This is a genomic window from Stenotrophomonas sp. YJH_SMC_8 (genome assembly GCF_059371315.1).
The window spans coordinates 71,881-91,572 of record NZ_JCAFUL010000009.1 but is presented as its reverse complement, the minus strand read 5'-3'; the positions used below and the strand labels follow the sequence as shown (position 1 = coordinate 91,572).

Below are 19,692 nucleotides of genomic sequence, written 5' to 3'. Positions count from 1 at the left end.
CTTTCCGGGCTTCCGCAACGGAAAATATTCCTACGCGCGTGGTCACGGCATCCCCCGGAACCCCGAGCATCGAGGGTGGCGATCGATGCTCAGGGCGCGATTATAGGTGCTGGTACTGCCCTTCGCAGCGCCAGGACCTTCTTGATCCGTGCCACTTCCCCAGCTCCGGCCTCGGCCAACCGACGGGCCTGCTGCCGTTGCTGCCGCGACTGTACTGGTGACGATCTGCCCGCTTCGAGTGTGGCACCCACCAGCCTCGCCACCGCATCGCGCAGCCGCAGCTGCGGGCAGAGTCGTGCAGCGCACCAGCGCTCGGCATAGCGCTTGGCCTGCCGTGCATTCGCTGCTGCAACGATCTTTGCCCTGGGCACTCTGCGTGCTTCCAGGCACACCCGGAAGCCAAGCACTGCATGCGGCACGATGTTCGCTACGGAGCGCCCATTCCACCACAGGTCCCAACGTTCGCCGCTCTGCACCCAGCCGGAATGCCGGGGGACGGACATTGAATCTGCGATCTCAAGGCGGGAATCCATGGCCGGAAGAATACGATCGGCTGTCGCACGGATTGAGATTGCGATGGCACCGCGATCATCGACCATGAATCGTTCAAGAAGGCACCGGCTGTCCGCTGCCTGGACGCGCTACCCTGTTGCCCGATGTCTTCCATGCGCAACATCCTCCATCGCGATCTCGTGTCCAAGGCCGCATCGCTGCCCCGGTTGCCTGGGGTATACACCTTCCACGATGAGGCGGGAGCCGCGCTGTACATCGGCAAGAGCGTGGACATCCGGCGACGGGTGCTGGACCACCTTCGGGCGCCGGACGAACAACGGCTTGTCGGCAGGACCGACGGGTTTTCCTGCATCCGTACCGCCGGTGACATCGGGGCGCAGCTGCTGGAAGCGCGGCTGATCAAGCAGGCCAAGCCACTGTTCAACAGGAAGCTTCGCCGCAACAAGCGACTGTGCACGATCGTGCTGGCGGCTGACGGGGTCCGCATCGAGGATGTCCACGGCGCCGATCCTGCTCAGGCCCATGGACTGTTCCCCGGCCGTCATGCCGCCATCGCCGCACTGCAGCGCCTGGCGGACGAGCACCAGCTCTGCTACGGGCGGCTGGGGATCGAATCGGTGCGTGCCGGGGCGCCCTGCTTCCGCCACCTGCTCAGGCGCTGCGCGGGTGCCTGCAACAGCAGCGAACAGGCCTCGGCTCATGACGAACGCCTGCGAGGTGGCCTGGCCGGCTACCACCGGCGGGCATGGCCCTACGCAGGCGCGATTGGCATCGACGAGCGCTCGGAGGACATGCGGCAGATCCATGTGGTGCGTAACTGGACGTACCTGGGCTCGGCGCCAACGATCGCAGCAGCGCGAAGGCTCGATACGCCAGCAGTCGGTTTTGATCGTGATGGCTACAGCGTGCTTGCAAGTCCACTGGTCAGTGCGTCGGTGAAGATCATCGCGCTCTAGTGGAATGCTGGCCGAGGCCCCACCTGGGCCAGTGGGCGAGGCGCCTTCGCACAGCCACACGAACAGAACTGCGTTCAGCGTGACGGGTCACATTGAACCGGACCGCAGCAACGCTATGCACAACGCCATGAAGCCGCCACCCACGGCCAACGCCAGCCACGCCCTGCCCATGCTGCGGGCACTGAATACGCCCACGGCCACCGCCACCAGCAGCACGAACCCCAGCAGCGAGCTGGCCAACACGGAGACCGCCGGCCGCACATCTGTCAGCGCAGGCAGCCCCAAGGCCACTGCGGTGGCGGTTGCCGCGGTGAACGCGTAGCCGCCGGCCGAAGCGGCCAGCACGCGACCCGCCACCTGCCAGCGATAGCCGGCGCCTCGCCCTTCCACGGGCTTGGCGTTGCGTGGCGCCTCCTGCACCTGCGGCCAACGCCGCTGCAGCATCACCGCCATTCGTGCCAACACCAGGCCGAATGCCAGTGCGGTGAGCTCCACGCCGGCCTGCTGCCACGCGCCCCGCTGCAGGTACATCACCAGATGCTGGCCGGTGGTGGCCAGATTCACCAGCGGCAGCGCCAGGCACAGCACCGCGGCCAGCCACAGCTGCTCGATCCATGCCCGGCGTGGCGGGCGCCACAAGGCATGCAGCAACGAGACCGCCCAGGCCAGCAGGAATATGCGTATCTCCCAACCGCTACGGTCAGTCATTGCCAACGGCAGCAGGCGATTGGCATGGAAGTAGACAATGCTGGCCAGCGCGATGCCGGCCAACGACACCACATTGAACGCTTCCATCCATCGGTAGATGCCCGTCGTAGGCGCACCGAACTCATGCTCGCTGCGCTTGCGCCGCTTGATGGAGAACAGCAGCGTACCGATCGCGATCATCGCCGTGCCCAGCAGGCCACTGATGAAGTACAGCCACTTCATCGGCCAACCGCCGAAATCCGCTTTGTGTAGTGCTTCGATGCTCTCGTGCACCTGCGCGGCACCCACGCCATGCGGGTGCGATGCGTGCTGTTGCAGCAGTGTGCCGCTGGCAGCATCGAACGTGATCCGACTGGCCTCGGTCAGCAGGCGCCTGTCCGCGCCTTCCACCGGTTTGCGACCCACCACTTCCACCACGCTGTGCACGGTGCCGGGCGTCTGGATGATGATCTGTGCCGGCGATTGCCCGCTGATGGCCTGCGCGCGCGCCAGCAGTTGCGGCAGGTCCGGCAGTCGTGCGGTGGAAACCAGGATTGCGGGCGGAACCGGCTGTGCGGGCGCCAGTTCGGCTTCATAGCGCGCGTATGCGCCATCTGCATCGCCATAGGTCGCATGCACGGGCCACGGCAGATAGCTGCTGTAGAAGAATGCGAGCCCGGTGTAGCCGATCATGAACAGGAAAGGCAGAGTCAGCACAGCGCTCAGGTTGTGCGCATCCAGCCAGCTGCGCTGGCCCTTGCCGGGGCGGAAGGTGAAGAAATCCTTGAAGATGCGCTTGTGCACCACTACGCCGGAGACCAGCGCCAGCAGCATGCAGGCCGTGATCCAGCCGACCAGCCAGTAGCCGGCCATGCCACCGTGCAGGGTGTAGTGGAAGGACATGAAATGGCGCCCGCCCTCGGTTTCCCGTAGGCGAGGTGGAGGGTGTGGCATGCCCGTGCTGGCATCCACCCAGCGTTCGTGCGCGATGCCGTCGCCCTCCTCCCATGACAGTTCCAGCGGCCACCCCTGCTGGGCAGGCCAGCGGATCTGCCATGCCTGCGCATTGGCGGCGTGGGTGGCCAGCCATTGCTGCGCACGTGCCGCCTGCGCTCCCGAGTCCATCGCTGGCGAGGAGGCCGGCACGGGACCGGCCTCCATCCAGCGCGTGATCGGCTCACGGAACACGCTGAGCGTACCGGTCAGGAAGATCGCGCACAGCAGCCAGCCACTGGTAAGGCCACACCAGGTATGCAGCCACGACATGCTTTGGCGGAAACCTGCCTTCATGCCGTTCCCGTGGCGGGCACGCTGCCGCCCCGCCGGTTGTGGAGAATCACAGCGAGCCGCGCAGCGTCAGCGTCACGTTGCGGGGTTCACCAAAGAAGTTGCCCCGGCGTATCTGGCTGAGCATGGCGTAGTAGCGCGTATCGAACAGGTTGGCCACGTTGAGGCCAACGCTCCAGCGCGGATTGATCCGATAGCCGGCACGCAGGTCCCACACGGCGCGCCCCGCCGCCCCCATGCGCCAGTCCGGGTCGTCGTAGGCCGGATAGGAGTAGCTGCTCTGCGCCGACACGCCACCACCCACGGAGAACGCATTCCACTTGCCGGGCAGCTGGTAGGACGTCGACAGGCGCAGCAGGTGGCGGGGCGTCTCGGCGCTGATGGTCGCGCCCTCATCGTCACGGCTGGTGACGTGGGTGTAGCCGGCCATCATCTGCCAGCCCGGTGCCAGTTCGCCGCTGGCTTCCAGCTCAAAACCCTTGCTGCGCAGCTTGCCGCCATTGCGGTAGCAATCGGACGAAGCCAGCGAGCCACGGCAACTGCCCGGGTCGGACTCGTCCACCACGGCGTTGCCGGTCTTGCGGATGGAGAACACCGCAGCAGACACGTTCAGGCGCCCATCGTTCAATTCGCCCTTCACACCCAGCTCGTAGTTGGCTCCGATGGCCGGGTCCAGCACCGAGCCGGACGAAGTGACATACGAGCTCTGCGGCTGGAAGGTATCGGCGTAGCTGGCGTAGACCGACCATTGCGGCCCCAGGTCGTAGACAAGCCCGGCGTAAGGAGTGAATTCGTGCTTCTGTTCGTAGTCACGGCTCCTGGCACCGCTGAAGCCATCGCTGGACTGGTACTTCACCCAGCTCAGCCGGCCGCCCAGCGTGAGGTGCAGGGGCTCCGCCAGCTGCAGGCGCAGGTTGCTGTACACGCCGCTCTGCTGGGCGCGGGCGTTCTCCGCCCAGTCCCATGCCGGCTGGTTGGGCTGCGCGATGGCGCTGTGGTCCGGTGCGTAGACATCGATCGGCACGTCGATGGCCAGGTCCGCCGAGCTTTGACGCGTACGCTGGCGCGACCACATCGCGCCCAGCAATACCCGGTGGCTGCGGCCAAAGGCGTCGAAACTGCCGGTGGTGTGCAGGTCGATGCCATCGCTGCGCACGCGCGAGCGGTTGAAATAGATGTCGTAGAAGCGCGAACCGACGCCGGTGGCGCGGTCCACCCCGCCAAGCGGAACCGCAACGCGCTGGTCCAGGTCGGACTCGGTGCGGTTCACCGACAGGCGCGCCTTCCAGCGCTCGTTGAAGCGGTGCTCCGCCTCTGCGAAGGCTTCGTCGACGGAGCCTTCCTGCCGGTTCCAGTCCTGGATGAGCGAGGTGGAACGCTTGATGTCCAGTGCGCCGCCGTCGGTGTAGCGCGGCAGGCCGAACAGCCAGTAGCCGTCGGTGTCACTCTGCTGATGACGCAGGCCGAAGGTCAGCGTGGTGTCTGCACCCAGGTCGGCATCGATCACACCATAGGCGACCGGTGCCTTCGACGAAGTGCCCTGCTGGAAGTATCCACGGTCCTGGTAGGCCGCAACCAAACGGCCGCGCACACTCCCCGCCGCGTTGAGCGGGCCGCCGCCATCAACCTCCAGGCGGTAGTTGTCCCATGAGCCCAGGGTGGCCGCCAGATCGAGATGGGCCTGGTCGCGCGGGCGCTTGCGCACCATGTTGATCGCCCCGCTGGGGTCGGCTGCGCCCAGCATCATGCCGCCGGCACCGCGCAGCACTTCAACCCGCTCCAGTACGGCGGTGTCGATGGGCAGCCAGCCCACGGGGGCATAGACGATGCCGGCGACGCCATCGACCAGGTAGTTGTTGTCATCGACGGTGAAGCTGCGGATCGAGAACTTGTGGTTGCCGAAGTTGCGGGCGGTCTTGGTCACGCCGGTGGTCTGTGCCAGCGCCTCGTCCAGTGTGGTGAGGTTGCGGTCATCCAACTGCTGGCGGGTGATCACACTGACCGACTGCGGGGTCTGGCGGATGGTCTGGCCCAGTTTGCCCAGGCTGAGCTCGCGCACGGTATAGGCGCCATCGCTCGGGGCGTTGGCGGTCACGTTGATCGTCTGCAGCGTGGTCTGGGTGTCTTTGCCGCGGCCAGGTGATGCCGCTTCCTGCACCAGGGTGAACACGCCGGGGCGGCTGGCGTTGACACGCACCCCACTCCCCTCCAGCAGGCGCGCCAGTGCTTCCTGCGGCGTGTAACTGCCATTCAAGGCCGGGGCGCGGCGGCCGGCCACCGCTGACTCACTGAACAGCACCTGCTGTCGTGACTGCTCGGAGAAGCTGCGCAGTGCAGCATCCAGCGGTTGCGCCGGAATAGCGAACTGCATGCGCGCGGCGGGCTGTGCCTGTGCGATGGCTGGCGCTGCCAGCGCGCTGGAAATGCATAGCGCGAGCAGCGGCAGGCGCCTGGCCTGTACGCCCATGGAAAACGCGCGGGCAACAAGTGCGCGCTTGATCTTCATGTACCCCATTACCGCTCCATCATGCTTGGCCACCACTGGCCTCACTGGGGTAAACGGAAAATGGCGGTGGAGTGGGAACCCGCGCCGGAAGAATTTTTCCTCGCGGCGTCAGCGGGTCACAGGCCGTTCGTCGATGCGATAGCCGCCCTGGGCATTGCGGGTCACCTGCACAGGCAACAGATCCGGCAACGCCTCCAGGAAGATGGCCGGGGCGTCGGTGGCTGCGTACCCGGAGACGGGCAGGAACTTCAGCCCAGGCTGGCCCAGCGTGACGGGATGGCCCAGATACTGCCCGACTTCCTGCGCTACTTCGTCCAGCGGAGTACGCCGGAACACCAGGCGCCCGTTGCGCCAGCCGCCGATGCTCTCTGCGTTTGCCGCAATGGGGCGATAGGTGGCTGTAAACGTGGCAACGGCCAGGCCCTGTTCGGCGTGCAGGCTGACCGGCGCGGTGCCCTCGGACCGATCCGGCTGTACCCGCACGTGCCCATGCAGCACCTTGACCACGACTTCGCCGGGCGCATTGCGCACGTTGAAGGCCGTGCCAATCACGGTCACCCTGCTGCGCTGCGCATCTACGGTGAAGGGCCGGTCGGCCGCCGGGGCGACCTCGAAGAACGCCTCGCCCTGGCTGAGCACGACTTCACGACGGGATCGATAGAAATGCACGGCCAGCGAGCTGCGTGCATTGAGCGAAATCCGCGAGCCATCCGGCAGTTGCAGGTCACGGATCTCGCCCGCGCCAGTGGCCACGTCCTGCACATAGCTGGGTGCGGTGTACCAACCGCAGCCGACGTAGCCCAGGGCCAGCATCGCCACCGCCGCAGCGGTCGCCGCGCGGGGCAGCTGCCAGGACCGCCCACGCCGCGCCCTCCCGTCCCGTCGCGGAGCTGCAGGTGCCGTTGGTGCGAGCGCCGCAGGCCCGTCCGAGGCCAGCATGGGGCGCGGCAGCTGGCCCAGGTCGTGCCAGGTTCTGGCCACCTCGGCGAACGCCTGCTGGTGCGCTTCGCTCTCTGCCAGCCACCGCTGCAGGCTCGCCTCATCCTCCGGCTGCCAGTCCGGATCCTGCTGGCGCACCAGCCACGCAGCAGCCGCCTCATGCAGGGCAAACGGATCGAAACCTGCGGCAGGAGGAGTGTCATTCATCGGCAGGAGAGATCAGCATCAGTGGCAGGCGCCAACACCTCGCCCGCCCCGGTTGGCCGATGCAGTGCCTGCATCTGCGCCAGGGACGCATAGCGTACCCGCACTTCGCAGTAGGCCACCGCACGCGACAGATGCTTGACCACCATGCGCCGGGAGATCTGCATGCGGGTGGCCACGTCTTCCTGGGTCAAGCCATCAAAGCGGCAGAGCACGAAGGCCTCGCGCTGACGCTCGGGCAGTTCGGAAAGCGCCTCCGCCAGGCGCTGCAGGCGCTGCCGTTGTGCAGTGACCTGCAACGGGCACTGTGATTCATCGCCGGCCATCGCGTGGCCGGCTTCCTCAGCGTCTGCCAGAGGCACGACCTGAAGGCGGCGGCCGGCATGATGTTCGCGGTATTCGTCGGCCACGGTGTTCATCACCGTCCGGCGGAGATAGGCGCCCTGCTTTTCGCAGGAATCGAGCGCCGGATGGGCCGCGATCCACTTCACCGCACCGTCGTGCAGCGCGTCCTCGCTGTCGACGACGCTGCCTCTGAAGCGGGTCAGGCTGCGCAGTATCGGCCGCCGCCAACGTTCATAGGCCTTGGCCAGGATGCCGCCAGTGGCGGTGCTGTCGGCATCCGGGCGAGCTGCCGCGACCGATGATGCGTCGGGCTCCTCCATATCCTCCGCCGTGTCGCGACCTAGCGCAGACACGGTATCCCCGTTGCAGAGATCTGCGATCGGCACAGGAGGGGCGTGAACGTCACTGGGGTAGCCGGATGTACTGCCGACGTGGGCGGCAGGCGTCAACAATGGGGAAGTGGCCGGAGTGTAATGCGAGTCATTTGCAATTGAAACACCCCCTGCCCGAGTTGAAGTCCAGCAGGACCGATGCAAGGCCTGGCAGGCAGCCACGCCAGGGTCAGTGGGCAACCCCTGCCAGCGCCGGTATCACGGCTGACGGCAGGCGCCGCCGTTGCGGCACATCACGTCCTCGATCCAGTCGATGTAGCTGGACACGCGAACGTTGTGGACCACCTGGCCATAGAAGCCCGCTTCAAGGGCATGCTCGGGAACGGCAGTGATCCAGGACCCAAGGCCAACCAGCTTCCACGCACCTTGATCCTCGATCAGCAACGGGCCACCGCTGTCGCCGTTGCCGAGCACGCCTTCAAGCGGCAGGCCCTGCGGCGGCCGATCGAACCGGTACCAGAGGTAGCGTTCGTTGCCGCCGGTGATGGCGTTGTACGCCCGGCGCAGGGTCGTGCGATGCGACCCGTTCGGCACCAGGCCCGTGGCGCCGTTGCCGGTAGCGCCCTTCCCGATCAGGGCTGCAACCTGCCCGGCCTCGCCCGTGCCCCGATAGAGCGCTACCGGTGGCACGTCGCTGGCCGGCGCTGCCAGCCTGATCAGCGCGATATCGTCCGACGTGGCCAGGAAGGCGTGGATCCTGGAGGGACTTCCCGTTGCCATGGCCTCCTTGCCCAAGGCGTCCGGCATCCGCTTGAAGCCTGGATGCAGGAAAACCCGATCAACGCCGTAGCGCTTCCCGTTGATGGCGATGGTTGCGCCCATCCCTTCCATCGGCGCTGCATGGGCCGCGGTCAGCACCCACCCGGGGGCGATGAGGACACCGTGGCCCTCGCCTGGCATGTCGGCCAGCGCCGGGAACGCGGATGCCTCGATGCGGTATCGGGCATCGTCAACATCGTCGCGGATGACCACGGCAGCCGCGGCGAACGGGAGCATCGCAAGCACCAGCAAGAGGCGGCGGATCATCGAAGCCCTCCCTTGCCATCCCGTGCCGCAATTCTTTCGACCAGCGTATCGATCGCCGTTTCCATGGCGTGTGCCGTCTGGTCGCCGCTCTGGTTGGTGATGACGAAGATGCCAAGATCGTGCTTTGGAATGATGTAGATGTAGCACTGCGAGCGCGGCACGCCACCGTGATGGGCGTAGTACACGCCTTTCCGATCGTCGCCGGAAACGATGTTCCAGAAATAGCCGATGCTGAAGTCGTCGTCGAACGTGGCCAGCGTACGGTGTGATTCCTTTACGACGGGACCGTTGGCCAGCTCGAACTGGAGATACTTCACCATGTCGGGGACGGTTGCCTTCACGTTTCCGGAAGCGCCCCATGGCAGCTGCGGCATCGGTGTGGTCGGTAGCGGATTGTCGCTGTGGTAACCGACGGCCAGCCGTGGCGTTTCGGCATCGCCCAGGTTGATCCTGACGCCCGTCATGCCGGCCGAATCACGGAAGAAGTCACGCAGCAGCAGCTCGTAGTCACGCTGATGGACCCGTTCCAGAATGTGCGCGGACAGCTGCGTGCCGGCGCTGGAGTAGGCGTACTCTTTCCCCGGCAACCGCGGGATCTGCACGGCGTGCAGGTCCTTCAGGAAATCGGCCTTGCCGTAGCCTGCGTAGATCGCGTTGAGTTCAGCCGGTGTGCGGTGGTCGGTGAAATCCTCCAGCACCGTGTTCGCACGTTCCGGCAGCATGTTCGGCAGGCCGCTGGTATGCGACAGCAGGTGGCGGACGCGGATGGGATGGCCCTGGTACTGCAGGTTCGGATAGTCGCCCTGCAGGTACATGCGGATGTCATCCTCCAGGCCCAGCCTGCCTTCCAGGACCGCGTTGGCCATCAGGGTGCCGGCCAGGGTCTTGCTCAACGAGCCGATTTCGTAAACGGTTGCGTCGGTGGGCGGCCCTGGCTTGCCGGTTTCCATGTCACCGCGATGGCGGATGAAAGTGCTGCCCCGGTACACCACTCCGATGGAGGCCGCGTGCAGCAGCGGTTGCTCGATCAGGGTCTGCGCGACCTGGTCGATGTCCGCCCCCAGATCCTTCGGCGGAGCCTTCGCGGCGGAGCAGCCTGCGCCAAGCAGGGCGGCGGACAGGGCGAAGGTGTTGAGCCAACGCCGGTTTCGAACGGTCATCGAAAGGGCTTCCATGCGCTGGCGCTTGAAGGGCGATCGGGAAAGAGCGCACACGATAGCCCATTGCCAGGCCGATCACCCGGGGGCGGAACGCGCCCCTGCCCTGCCTTGGTGGCCCTCCCCGAGATCGATCAGCCGATCGGCCGCGGTCACGATGCTGCGCCGGTGGGTGATGGCCACGACGGTGACGTCACTGGCAATGGCACGGATGTGGTCCATGATCTCGCGCTCGGTGGCTTCATCCAGGGCAGAGCTTGCTTCGTCCAGGAACAGGATTGCCGGCTCACCATACAGCGCACGCGCGATTGCAATGCGCTGCCGCTCCCCGCCGGAAAGCTTCAGGCCACGCTCGCCCACTGTGGTCTCAAGCCCCTCGGGCAACGCCTCGATCAATGGCAGGATCGCGGCCCTGCGTGCGGCATGCCGCAGCCGGCCATCATGACGCGCACGCCCCAGCAGGATGTTGTCGGCCAGGCTTTCATTGAGCAGGATGACGTCCTGGGGAACCACCGCGACAGCGGAATGCCACGCAGCACGATCGATATCGGACAGCTCGACGCCATCCACGAGAATCCGGCCACGCTGGGGATCGATCGACTTCAGGGCCAGCTTGAACAGCGTCGACTTCCCCGACCCGGTGGGGCCCATCAGGAAGGTGATGCCGCCCCGCCCGGCCTGGAAACAGACATCGTCCACCCCGCGCCCGTTGCCGTAGCGATGGCTGACCCGCTGGAACTCCAGCCGGCCATTGCCTCCGGCGAAGCGCTGGGCATGGGCCACCTGCCGTTCTTCGGGCGCCGCCCACAGGGTTGAAAGCGGGCCCAGCATGCTCCAGGAGCGCGCGACGTCGTCGATGGAACGGGCAATCATCTCGAACGGCATGTTCAACTGGAGCAGCAGCAGATTGAACAGGACGATGTCGCCGACGCTGAGCGTCCCGCTCTGGTAGCGCGGCAGCAGCAGATGGAAGGTCACAATGAACTCCACTGCGAGGCCGATGCCCAGCAGGGCGATGAAGCCTATCCGCTGCAGCACGTAGGCGCGCCAGCTGTCACGCACATCCTGGGCCTTCCGCTCGAAGCGCTGCACCATCCAGGCGCTGCCGCCGAACTGGCGCAGCGTTTCCATGGCGTTCATGGCGTTGCCAACGAAACGTGCATTCTGCTGCCCGGCCTCGACGGCGGCTTCGCGATGGATGCGGACACGGCGGGTGGCGATGGCCGAGAGCGTGACGGCCACCGTGCCGTAAGCCAGCACGATCACCACCACCTGCAGGTTGATCAACGCGCCCAGCGTCACCAGGGTCAGCAGGATCTGCGACGCGCTGGGAATGAAGGCAACCAGGCCCAGCTGCACGACGATCTTCAGTGCGCCACGGCCTTTTTCCCCGGCGGATTGCAGCTCGGCGGGATTGTGGTCCAGGAAGAAGCTGTTGGTCTTCTTCAGCAGTCGGGCGAAGTAGCGGGTGCTGGTGATGAAGCCGAGATTCTCGCCACTGAGGAACGACAGGTACTGCACCGTGTTCTGCAGGGCACCGCCCACGCCCAGCACGACGGCGTAGAGCAGGAATCCCCCTGCCAGCGCGTTGACTCCATCGATGGGCAGGCGGTCGATCAGGCGCGAGAACAGGTACGGCGCTGCAACACCTGCAAGACTGGATAGCAGGACACTGCAGGCGATCAGCAGCAACAGCCGGCGATCAGCCTTCCAGTACGCCGCCAGGATTTCGGCAACTGGCGGCGGAACTGCGATCTTCGTCATCGATGTCGTTCCAGCAGACCCACGGCGTTGGCCCATCATTCGCTCAAATGATATGATATAACATCGCCATCTGGGGCGGCGCAGCCGCGTTGCAGACCACTTTCGGATGGGATCGATGGACCGGGGAATGACGAACGTATCCACTGCTACGCCGCGTGCACGCCTGGCCCTCGGCATCGCTGCTGCATTGCTGGCCAGCCTGCCGGCGGCGGCACAGAGCACGGTCGCTGGCCGTGGTTCAAGCGCGGCAGGCCCGCTGCCCGAGTCCCCGACCGCCACCCTGGACAAGGTCCTGGTGGTGGGCAGCAACATCCGCAACGCCGTGGGGGGCGGCGCCTCCCCGGTCATCGTGATCGACCGGGAGGCCATCGACCGCACTGGCGCGGCCACCGTGCAGCAACTGTTCGAGAAACTGCCGCAGAACTTCGGCGGTGGCGCCAACGGTGCGAACGTTGCCAACCTCGGGGTCGACCGCGATACCGGCAACAACTTCGGCCAGGGCACCGCCCTCAACCTGCGCGGGCTGGGTACCGGCACCACGCTGACCCTGGTCAACGGCCACCGCGTGACCTCATCGAACCGCTACCAGTACGTCGATGTCTCGCTGATCCCGCTGAGTGCCGTCGAACGCGTGGAAATCCTTACCGATGGCGCCTCGGCCATCTACGGCACCGATGCGGTCGGGGGCGTGGTCAACATCATCCTGCGGCGCGACTTCACCGGTTACGAGACCGCTGTGCGCTACGGCACGGTGACTGCCGGCAGCATGGAGGAGTACCAGGCATCGCAGTCGGCAGGCTGGTCGTGGGAAGGTGGCCACATGCTGGCCAGCTACGAGTTCCTGAAGCAGGGCAACCTGCCTGCGGTTGAGAAGGACTTCTCGAGAAACGTGCGGGTCAAGCCCTACGACCTCTATCCAGGATCGAAGCGGCACAGCCTGTACGTAGACGGCGTGCAGCAGCTCAGTGATGTGCTGACCCTGAACGTCACCGGCTCTTTTGCCAAGCGCGAGATGGATACCACCATCTCCGGCACGGCCGACGAAACGCGGCTGTTCCCGCACACGCGGCAGTTCGACCTGTTCGCCGGCCTCACCCTGGATCTTCCCAATGCGTGGCAGGCACGCCTGGATTCCGGGTTCGGCAGGAGCGATGTTTCCTACCAGCGCACCACCATCACCGGCAGCTCCGCCAGTACCGCACCGCCCACCAACACCAATTCCGAATCGCGCTACCTGGACGTGGTTGCCGACGGTGAACTGTTCAACCTGCCCGCCGGCGGCGTACGTGCGGCATTCGGAGCGGGCTACCGTCGTGATGGCTACGAACTGCTCGATCACCGCGGCCTGGAAAAGCCGCTCGACCTGCAGCGCACCGTCAGGTCCGCCTTTGCCGAGCTCAACGTTCCGCTGCTGAAGGACCTGCCGGGTGTGCGCAGCCTGTCCCTGACCGCAGCGGCGCGCTATGACGACTACAGCGATTTCGGTTCCACGCTGAATCCAAAATTCGGCGTGCTGTGGGAGGCGACCGAGGGATTGTCGTTCCGCGCCAGCCATGGCCGCTCCTACCGGGCGCCGGTGTACCAGGACATGCAGTTGAACAACACCGTGGTGGTGGCGAACGTGCCCAACCCGGCCGCGCCCGGCGGCAACACGATCCTCATGATGCTGTCCAACGGCAACCCGGATCTGGGCCCCGAACGCGCCAAGACCTGGACCGGCGGTTTCTCGTTCGCGCCGCCATCAGTGCCTGGCCTCAAGATCGACGCGAACTACTACCACATCGACTACGACGACCGCATCGGCAGTGGCTTCGGCGGTAGCTTTCCCTCGCTGTTCCTTCAGTCCACGGCCCCCTACGCGGACATCCTGACCACCAACCCCACGCAGCAGCAGATCCAGCAGGCACGCCAGCTGGGTGTGTCGGGGCTGGGCCTTTTCGTCTCGCGCGTGGGCCCGTATGCGCTGCCCGCCGGAACGGACGAAACCAACAGCCAGGTGATCCTCGACAACCGCTTCCGGAACAACGCCTTTACCCGGCAGCGCGGCATCGATTTCAGCACTTCCTATGGCTTCGACGCCGGCCAGACCCACATCGCCATCGACCTGGCCGGGCAGTACATCATCGATTCGAAGCGGCGCGTGACCAGCACCTCGCCCGAGGTGGATGCGGTGAACGCGGTGTACTACCCGGTGGACCTGAAGCTGCGTGGAGGCATCGCACTGAGCCGGCAGCAGGCCGCGGCTGGGCTGTTCGTCAACTACGTGGACAGCTATCGCGATCCGGCCAACCTCGCCCGCCCCCATGTCAGCTCATGGACGACCGTCGACCTCAACCTCGCCTATCACTTCGGTCCGTCTGCGGACCGGCAGCGTGGCACCTCGCTCGCGTTCAACGTGCAGAACCTGTTCGACCGGGACCCGCCGTTCATCATCAACAGCATCAATACCGGCTACGACCCCACCAACGCGACAGCGCTGGGGCGTTTCCTGTCCATGACGCTGACGCATCGCTGGTAGGCCCCGCATGCGTGCCCACTCCCCTGCCCCGTCGAGGCCCACGCTGGCCATCCAGCAGGCCTTCGCTGTCGCGTCCACCCAGCTCACGCTGATGTGGCGCGAGCGGCGCGTGCTGTGGCTCGCCGTTGCCCTGTTGCTGATTGCAGGTGCGTCGGTGCTCAGCGGTGCCGCACGCATGACCCTGCAGGCGCAGGAGCGCCACGCAGTGAGCGAGGAAGAGGCGCGGCTGTGGGACAGCCAGGGCACGATCGACCCCCACAGTGCCGCCCATGTCGGCCGTGCCATTCCTGCCCCGGTGCGGCCGCTGGCGGCGCTGGACCCCGGGCTGACGGATTTCCTGGGGACCTCGGTGTTCATCGAGGGCCATGCACAGAACCCGGCACGGCACCGCGCCGTGGACGCCGGCACCGCGCTCAGTCGCTTCCAGGGCTTCTCCGCCGCATGGGCGCTGCAGGTTGTGGCACCGCTGCTGATCATCCTGGCCGGCTTCGCCAGCCTGTCCGGCGATGTAGCCCGGGAGACGCTGCGCCAGGAACTCGGCACCGGCGCCTCGGCCGGCGTGCTGATCAGCGGGCGATTGATTGCCCTGGCGGCCGCCTCGTTGCTGCTGGTGATGGCCATGCTGCTGATCAGCCTTCCAGGGCTGTCCATCCAGTACGGCGGCGCCGCCGATATCGCCGCCCTGCTCGCACTTGCCGCGGCCTATGTGCTCTATCTGCTGGTGTTCTGCGCGTTCACCGTGGGCGTGTCGGCACTTGCCGGCTCCGCCCGGACGTCGCTGGTGGTGCTGCTGGGCTTCTGGGTAGTGTCCACGCTGCTGGTGCCGAGGGTGGCGCCCGCCGTGGCCGAATCCCTGCATCCGACCCCTTCCGCACCATCCTTCAGGGCCGGCGTCACCGAAGAAGCGGAGAACGGTGCGGATGGCCACGACCCGGCGGACAAGCGGTTGGATGCCTTGCGCACGGCGTTGATGGCGCGCTATCGCGTCGACAGCGTGGACGACCTGCCGGTGAACTTCCGCGGCGTGGCCCTGGAGTTTGCCGAGGCGAACTCCACCCGCGTCTACAACCGCCACTTCGACAACCTGCATGCCACCTACCAGCAGCAGGATGCCACGCAGCGGTTGTTCGCCATTGCCTCTCCAACGCTGGCGCTGCAGTCCTGGTCGCGTGGGTTCGCGGGCACGGATTTCCGGGCACATCTGGCATTCCTGCGTGGCGTGGAGGACTACCGCTACCGGTTGATCCAGGCACTCAACCAGGAAGTGAAACTGCACAAGGCGCCAGGGGGCGGGAAGCATCTGGCCGATATCGCCGGCATCACCCGCCCGGTGCAGTACCAGGCGCCGCGGCAGAGCCTGGCAGGCATCGCCGCAATCCAGGGCGTGAACCTCGCCATTCTGCTGGCCTGGCTGGTGCTCGGCCTCATGGCGGTCGTCATTTCGTCGCGGCAACTGGGCAGATCGCCATGAGCGCGGCGTCGATTGCCCGCTACGAGATCCGTCGCCTGCTGCGTGACCGGGCGCTGCCGGTGCTGCTCGTCCTCCTGCTGGGGCTGGGCGCCTACGCCGCATGGAACGGCCGCGCGTGGGTGGACCAGCGCGAGGCGGCCATCGCACTGATCAAGCAGGAAGAGCAGCAGACCCGGGATCGCAGCCGCGCGTTCGTCGGCAAGGCACCGTCGGTGCTGCCCCGCGTGCAGCCGGTGCTTGTGCCCGGTGAGATGGCATCGCTGTCGATCGGCCAGGCAGATGCCTACCCCTACACCGCCGATGTGGTCGCGTTGGGCGATCCGACCCAACTGCTCAAGCATGTCTGGGCCGACATCGGCAATCCGGCGGCACGGGCGGCAGGGCGGTTCGATCTGGCCTTCGTCATCGTCTTCCTGCTGCCGTTGGTCATTCTCGTGGCCACCCATGACCTGTGGTCGCGTGAGCGCGAGCGCGGGATCGCGGCGCTGGTGTTGTCGCAGCCGGTTTCGGCGACGCGGCTGCTCGTGGTCAAGGCCCTCGCCCGTGGCCTGATGGTGCTGCTGCCCACGCTGGCCATCATCATCGCCATGGCCGTCTGGTCAGGCGCCCGAAGCCCTGTGGGGCTGATCATGCTGGCCCTGACCGTATTCGCCTACGGTGCTTTCTGGCTGGCATTGGCGCTGCTGATCGCGTGCCTTTGCCGCCGCACCACCGAGGCGGCCATCGCCGCCGGCGCGCTGTGGCTGCTGATCGTGGTCATGGCCCCATCATTGACCCTGGCCGCGGTGAACCTGATCGCGCCGCCACCGTCGCAGATGCAGTTCGCCACGGAAGTGAAGGCGAGGCAGTCAGACATCGCCAAGCGCCAGCAGCGCGAGCACCTCGCACGACCGGCACCCCGGCATTCGTCATCACCCGTCATCCCCGATGCAGTGCGCCAGGCCTATGCAGACCGGGTTGCCGCCGATCTTGAGCTGGCCAGGCTGATCGCCTCGCATGCGCAGGCGGAGGCAGCGCATCGCCGCGTACTGGACAGGGTGCGGCTGCTGCTGCCCGCCGTGGCCACCCAGGATGCGCTCGATCGCATTGCGGGCTCGGACTCGGGGCGCGCGCTCGAGTTCCAGCGTCAGGTCCACACCTTCTGGCAGGCGCGGCGGCTGTTGCACAAGGGCTATCTGGACCGTGACCTGCCGCAGACCCTCGACGAGTACGAGGCGCTCCCCCGCTTCAAGTTCCGCGACACCGCAGGCGCTGCCCAGCGGGGTGTCCTGGCCGACCTTGCCGCACTGATCATCGCCAGCCTGATTGTCCTGCTTGCTGCCGCCACGCTGCGCGGCCGGCTGGCTACACCCTGAGGAAACATCCACATGCTGTATGCAAAAAGCCTGGTCATGGAACACGGCGCGCATCGGGCGCTCGACGACGTCAGCTTCGAGGTGAAGCCGGGTGAGATCTTCTGCCTGCTGGGCGCCAACGGCGCGGGCAAGTCGACGACCATCAAACTGTTCCTCGGGTTCCTGAAGCCCACCTCCGGCTCGGCCGATGTGGACGGATTCAGCGCGCACCGGCAGCCACAAGAGGTACGCCGGCTGCTGCTGTACATCCCGGAGACCGTGGCGCTGTACGACGAATTGACCGGCTATGAGAACCTGGACTATTTCGCCCGCCTGGCCGGTGTCGAGGAACGCTCACCTGCGCGGCTGAAGCAGGCGCTCAGGTCCGCCGGGCTGGCAACCGAGGCCTTTGGCCGACGCGTGGGCCTCTATTCCAAGGGCATGCGGCAGAAGGTCGGCATCGCACTGGCCATCGTCAAGGAAGCCAAGGCGCTGCTGCTGGATGAGCCGACTTCTGGCCTGGACCCCACGGCATCGGCCGAGTTCCACGAGCTGATCGTGCGGGAGCGTGACCGCGGCACGGCGATCCTGATGGCGACCCACGATCTGTTCCGGGCCCGCGAGGTGGCGACCACGATCGGCCTGATGCGCGCCGGCCGCCTGCGCAGGACGCTGGATGCCAGCACGATCACCGCAAACGATCTCGAGAGCCTCTACCTGGAAGAGATGAGCCGGAACGCCTAGACCGCGCCGGCAACCTGCTGGCCCGCCTGGCCGGACCAGCGCCTCAGCCAGGCTTCGATGTTGATCTGCGGGCCGAAGATGCCCAGCACCTGCGACGAATGATCCGGGCTGACCCGCCGGATGCCCGCATCGGCCAGCGCGCTGTCCAGGTAGCCACGCCTGGCCAGGAACCCATCGACCAGCAGACTGCGGATGAACGGCTGGTGCCCCTGGGTGACGGCCACGGAGTGATCATCCAGGTACGACTTCACCTTTCGCGACAGCAGCGCCTCCGGCAACAGGCCTTTCAGCGCACGCCGCGCGATGGTGCGGTCCTCCGCATCCGCCATGAGCAGGTGCAGCGGTATGCGCGCGAACAACTCGACAAGCGGCTGCGCGCTGATCGGTGAAACGCCATGCCAGCGTCCCGCCCCTTCGAACGGATCAAGCACACTGGTCGGGAATATCATCCGGCCGATATGGGCCAGCTTGTAGGGGGATACGTGATGCCGCTGCTCCACGGCATGCCGCAGCCAGGCCGGCTGCATGCCATCCTGCTCGGCGCGCTCCACCCGCACCCATGGGCAGGGCTTGCCCCATCGGCCGTTGATGCTGGCCGGACGCCTGAGCAGGCCATGGACGAGCGCATCCCGCAGTACGCCGTACAGCGAGTCGCCGGACTGCGCGGTTTCGAAGGCCACGCGGAAGAATCCCCGGTCGATGCCACGACGCCAGGCGTAGTCGATCGCAGCGGCGTTGCCCTTGAAGCGCAGGAACACTGCATCGCCGCCGACACCGGTGAACTGTACGGTGTCGCCGTCGAAGTCCACGTCGCGTCGATGGAGGAGATAGCCGGAGCAATGCGCTGGCCGCGCTGTCCGCGGGAAGGTCATGATTTCTTCCAGCGCGCAGTGTGGCTGCCGCCGATACTCGATGAATTCGCAGTGCCTGCCCGAGGATTGCCGGGCCCCTTCGACCGCCATTCGTGCGAACCGCCGCTCGTCCGCACCGATACCGTCATCGTAATGATGGATACAGGTCACCTCGGGAGCGGAGGGCGCATGCAGCAGGCCCGCCAGGATGATCGAGGAGTCCAGTCCACCGGACAGCTGCAACTGGATTTTCCGGTGCTGTCCGGCCAGCGCGCCGATGCAGCCGAGCAGTGTTGAACGGGCCAGCTGCACGGCCTCGTCGATGTCCTCGACAGGCTGGTCGCGGGCCAGGCGCACCACGTCCCACTGGCATTGCCGACCGACCGGCTCGCCATCGCGGATCGAGACCGCTTCGCCGGCCTCAACGGAAGTGACCTCCTCGAAGCCGGTCTGCAGGCCATCACGAAACGGGTACAGCAGGGAGTAGGACAGGAACGACCAGTCCACGCTGAAATCGCGCAGGCCCAGCCCCAGGCAGTCCTCCATGTTGGAGAAGACCACCGTCAACTGACCCGCCGTGGTCATGTAGCACGGGATCTCCGCAGTGGGATCGCGCAGGACAAACCAGCTCGCCGTCTGCGCCTGGTAGCCGAACGCTACGTACCGGCCCCAGTACTGCTCGACGATGCTGCGGCCGAGGCTGCTGCAGGCGCTGTCGGCCGAGTCCGCATCGAGGTTTACGCGCCCAGGTACGATACCTGCGCCGAAATGCTTGTGGAACAGCGTTCCGAGCACCGCCAGGGAACCGGATCGATTGCATTCGAAATAGCCGGGATTATCAGTCTGCGCGTAGATCGCAGCCCCGTTTCCGCTCATCACGCAGCTGGCACCGGGCAGCGTGGCCTCGATCCTTGCCACCGCCTGCCCTGCCTGGGCCGTTGCGGATTCGGAGAACGTGTTCCAGAGCACGGCGATGTATCGATACATGCGACGGGTTT

Annotated in this window: 14 protein-coding genes; 5 read left to right on the top strand and 9 right to left on the bottom strand. The window is 66.2% G+C overall.

Going from position 1 to position 19,692, the window contains the following annotated elements; all coding sequences use genetic code 11:
• Positions 1-89 precede the first annotated feature (89 nt).
• Positions 90-599: a hypothetical protein gene (locus AC5P88_RS12955; RefSeq protein ID WP_459047741.1), complete on the bottom strand. Its 510-nt coding sequence runs from the start codon at positions 597-599 to the stop codon at positions 90-92.
• 66 nt (positions 600-665) lie between these two features.
• Here AC5P88_RS12955 and AC5P88_RS12950 point away from each other — a divergent pair, with 66 nt between their 5' ends.
• Positions 666-1,469 (top strand): endonuclease, encoded by an 804-nt coding sequence (locus AC5P88_RS12950; protein WP_478445994.1) that lies wholly within the window; start codon positions 666-668, stop codon positions 1,467-1,469.
• 87 nt (positions 1,470-1,556) lie between these two features.
• Here the strand turns inward: AC5P88_RS12950 and AC5P88_RS12945 are convergent, their stop codons facing one another.
• The 7 genes from AC5P88_RS12945 to AC5P88_RS12915 all read right to left on the bottom strand — a co-directional run bounded on the left by AC5P88_RS12945 (position 1,557) and on the right by AC5P88_RS12915 (position 11,920).
• On the bottom strand, positions 1,557-3,422 hold the full coding sequence (locus AC5P88_RS12945; RefSeq protein ID WP_478445995.1) for a PepSY-associated TM helix domain-containing protein: 1,866 nt from the start codon (positions 3,420-3,422) through the stop codon (positions 1,557-1,559).
• Between the two features lie 70 nt (positions 3,423-3,492).
• Positions 3,493-5,949, bottom strand: coding sequence for a TonB-dependent siderophore receptor (locus AC5P88_RS12940; RefSeq protein WP_495225226.1), 2,457 nt, complete (start codon positions 5,947-5,949; stop codon positions 3,493-3,495).
• 108 nt (positions 5,950-6,057) lie between these two features.
• Complete coding sequence (locus AC5P88_RS12935) at positions 6,058-7,095, bottom strand: FecR family protein (RefSeq protein ID WP_495225225.1); 1,038 nt, start codon at positions 7,093-7,095, stop codon at positions 6,058-6,060.
• A complete protein-coding gene (locus AC5P88_RS12930; RefSeq protein ID WP_478445998.1) occupies positions 7,092-7,757 on the bottom strand; it encodes an RNA polymerase sigma factor in 666 nt (221 codons plus the stop codon). Before AC5P88_RS12930 ends, AC5P88_RS12935 begins: the two co-directional genes overlap by 4 nt.
• A gap of 270 nt (positions 7,758-8,027) precedes the next feature.
• Positions 8,028-8,855 (bottom strand): S1 family peptidase, encoded by an 828-nt coding sequence (locus AC5P88_RS12925; protein ID WP_478445999.1) that lies wholly within the window; start codon positions 8,853-8,855, stop codon positions 8,028-8,030.
• Positions 8,852-10,015 carry a serine hydrolase domain-containing protein gene (locus AC5P88_RS12920; RefSeq protein WP_239503916.1) on the bottom strand — a complete coding sequence of 388 codons (1,164 nt, stop codon included), beginning with the start codon at positions 10,013-10,015 and terminating at the stop codon, positions 8,852-8,854. Before AC5P88_RS12920 ends, AC5P88_RS12925 begins: the two co-directional genes overlap by 4 nt.
• Positions 10,016-10,090: 75 nt before the next feature.
• Positions 10,091-11,920 carry an ABC transporter ATP-binding protein gene (locus AC5P88_RS12915; RefSeq protein WP_495225224.1) on the bottom strand — a complete coding sequence of 610 codons (1,830 nt, stop codon included), beginning with the start codon at positions 11,918-11,920 and terminating at the stop codon, positions 10,091-10,093.
• Here AC5P88_RS12915 and AC5P88_RS12910 point away from each other — a divergent pair.
• The 4 genes from AC5P88_RS12910 to AC5P88_RS12895 are packed head-to-tail and all read left to right on the top strand — an operon-like array spanning position 11,904 to position 17,843.
• Entirely contained in the window at positions 11,904-14,294 is a 2,391-nt protein-coding gene (locus AC5P88_RS12910) for a TonB-dependent receptor plug domain-containing protein (RefSeq protein WP_495225223.1), read from the top strand. The two genes, AC5P88_RS12915 and AC5P88_RS12910, sit on opposite strands and share 17 nt — an antisense overlap.
• Positions 14,295-14,301: 7 nt before the next feature.
• Positions 14,302-15,765 carry a DUF3526 domain-containing protein gene (locus tag AC5P88_RS12905; protein ID WP_495225222.1) on the top strand — a complete coding sequence of 488 codons (1,464 nt, stop codon included), beginning with the start codon at positions 14,302-14,304 and terminating at the stop codon, positions 15,763-15,765.
• Positions 15,762-17,120: an ABC transporter permease subunit gene (locus AC5P88_RS12900; protein WP_164146320.1), complete on the top strand. Its 1,359-nt coding sequence runs from the start codon at positions 15,762-15,764 to the stop codon at positions 17,118-17,120. Before AC5P88_RS12905 ends, AC5P88_RS12900 begins: the two co-directional genes overlap by 4 nt.
• Before the next feature lie 36 nt (positions 17,121-17,156).
• Positions 17,157-17,843 (top strand): ABC transporter ATP-binding protein, encoded by a 687-nt coding sequence (locus tag AC5P88_RS12895; protein WP_239503918.1) that lies wholly within the window; start codon positions 17,157-17,159, stop codon positions 17,841-17,843.
• Here the strand turns inward: AC5P88_RS12895 and AC5P88_RS12890 are convergent.
• Entirely contained in the window at positions 17,840-19,681 is a 1,842-nt protein-coding gene (locus AC5P88_RS12890; protein WP_495225221.1) for an asparagine synthase-related protein, read from the bottom strand. The genes AC5P88_RS12895 and AC5P88_RS12890 overlap by 4 nt on opposite strands.
• Positions 19,682-19,692 lie beyond the last annotated feature (11 nt).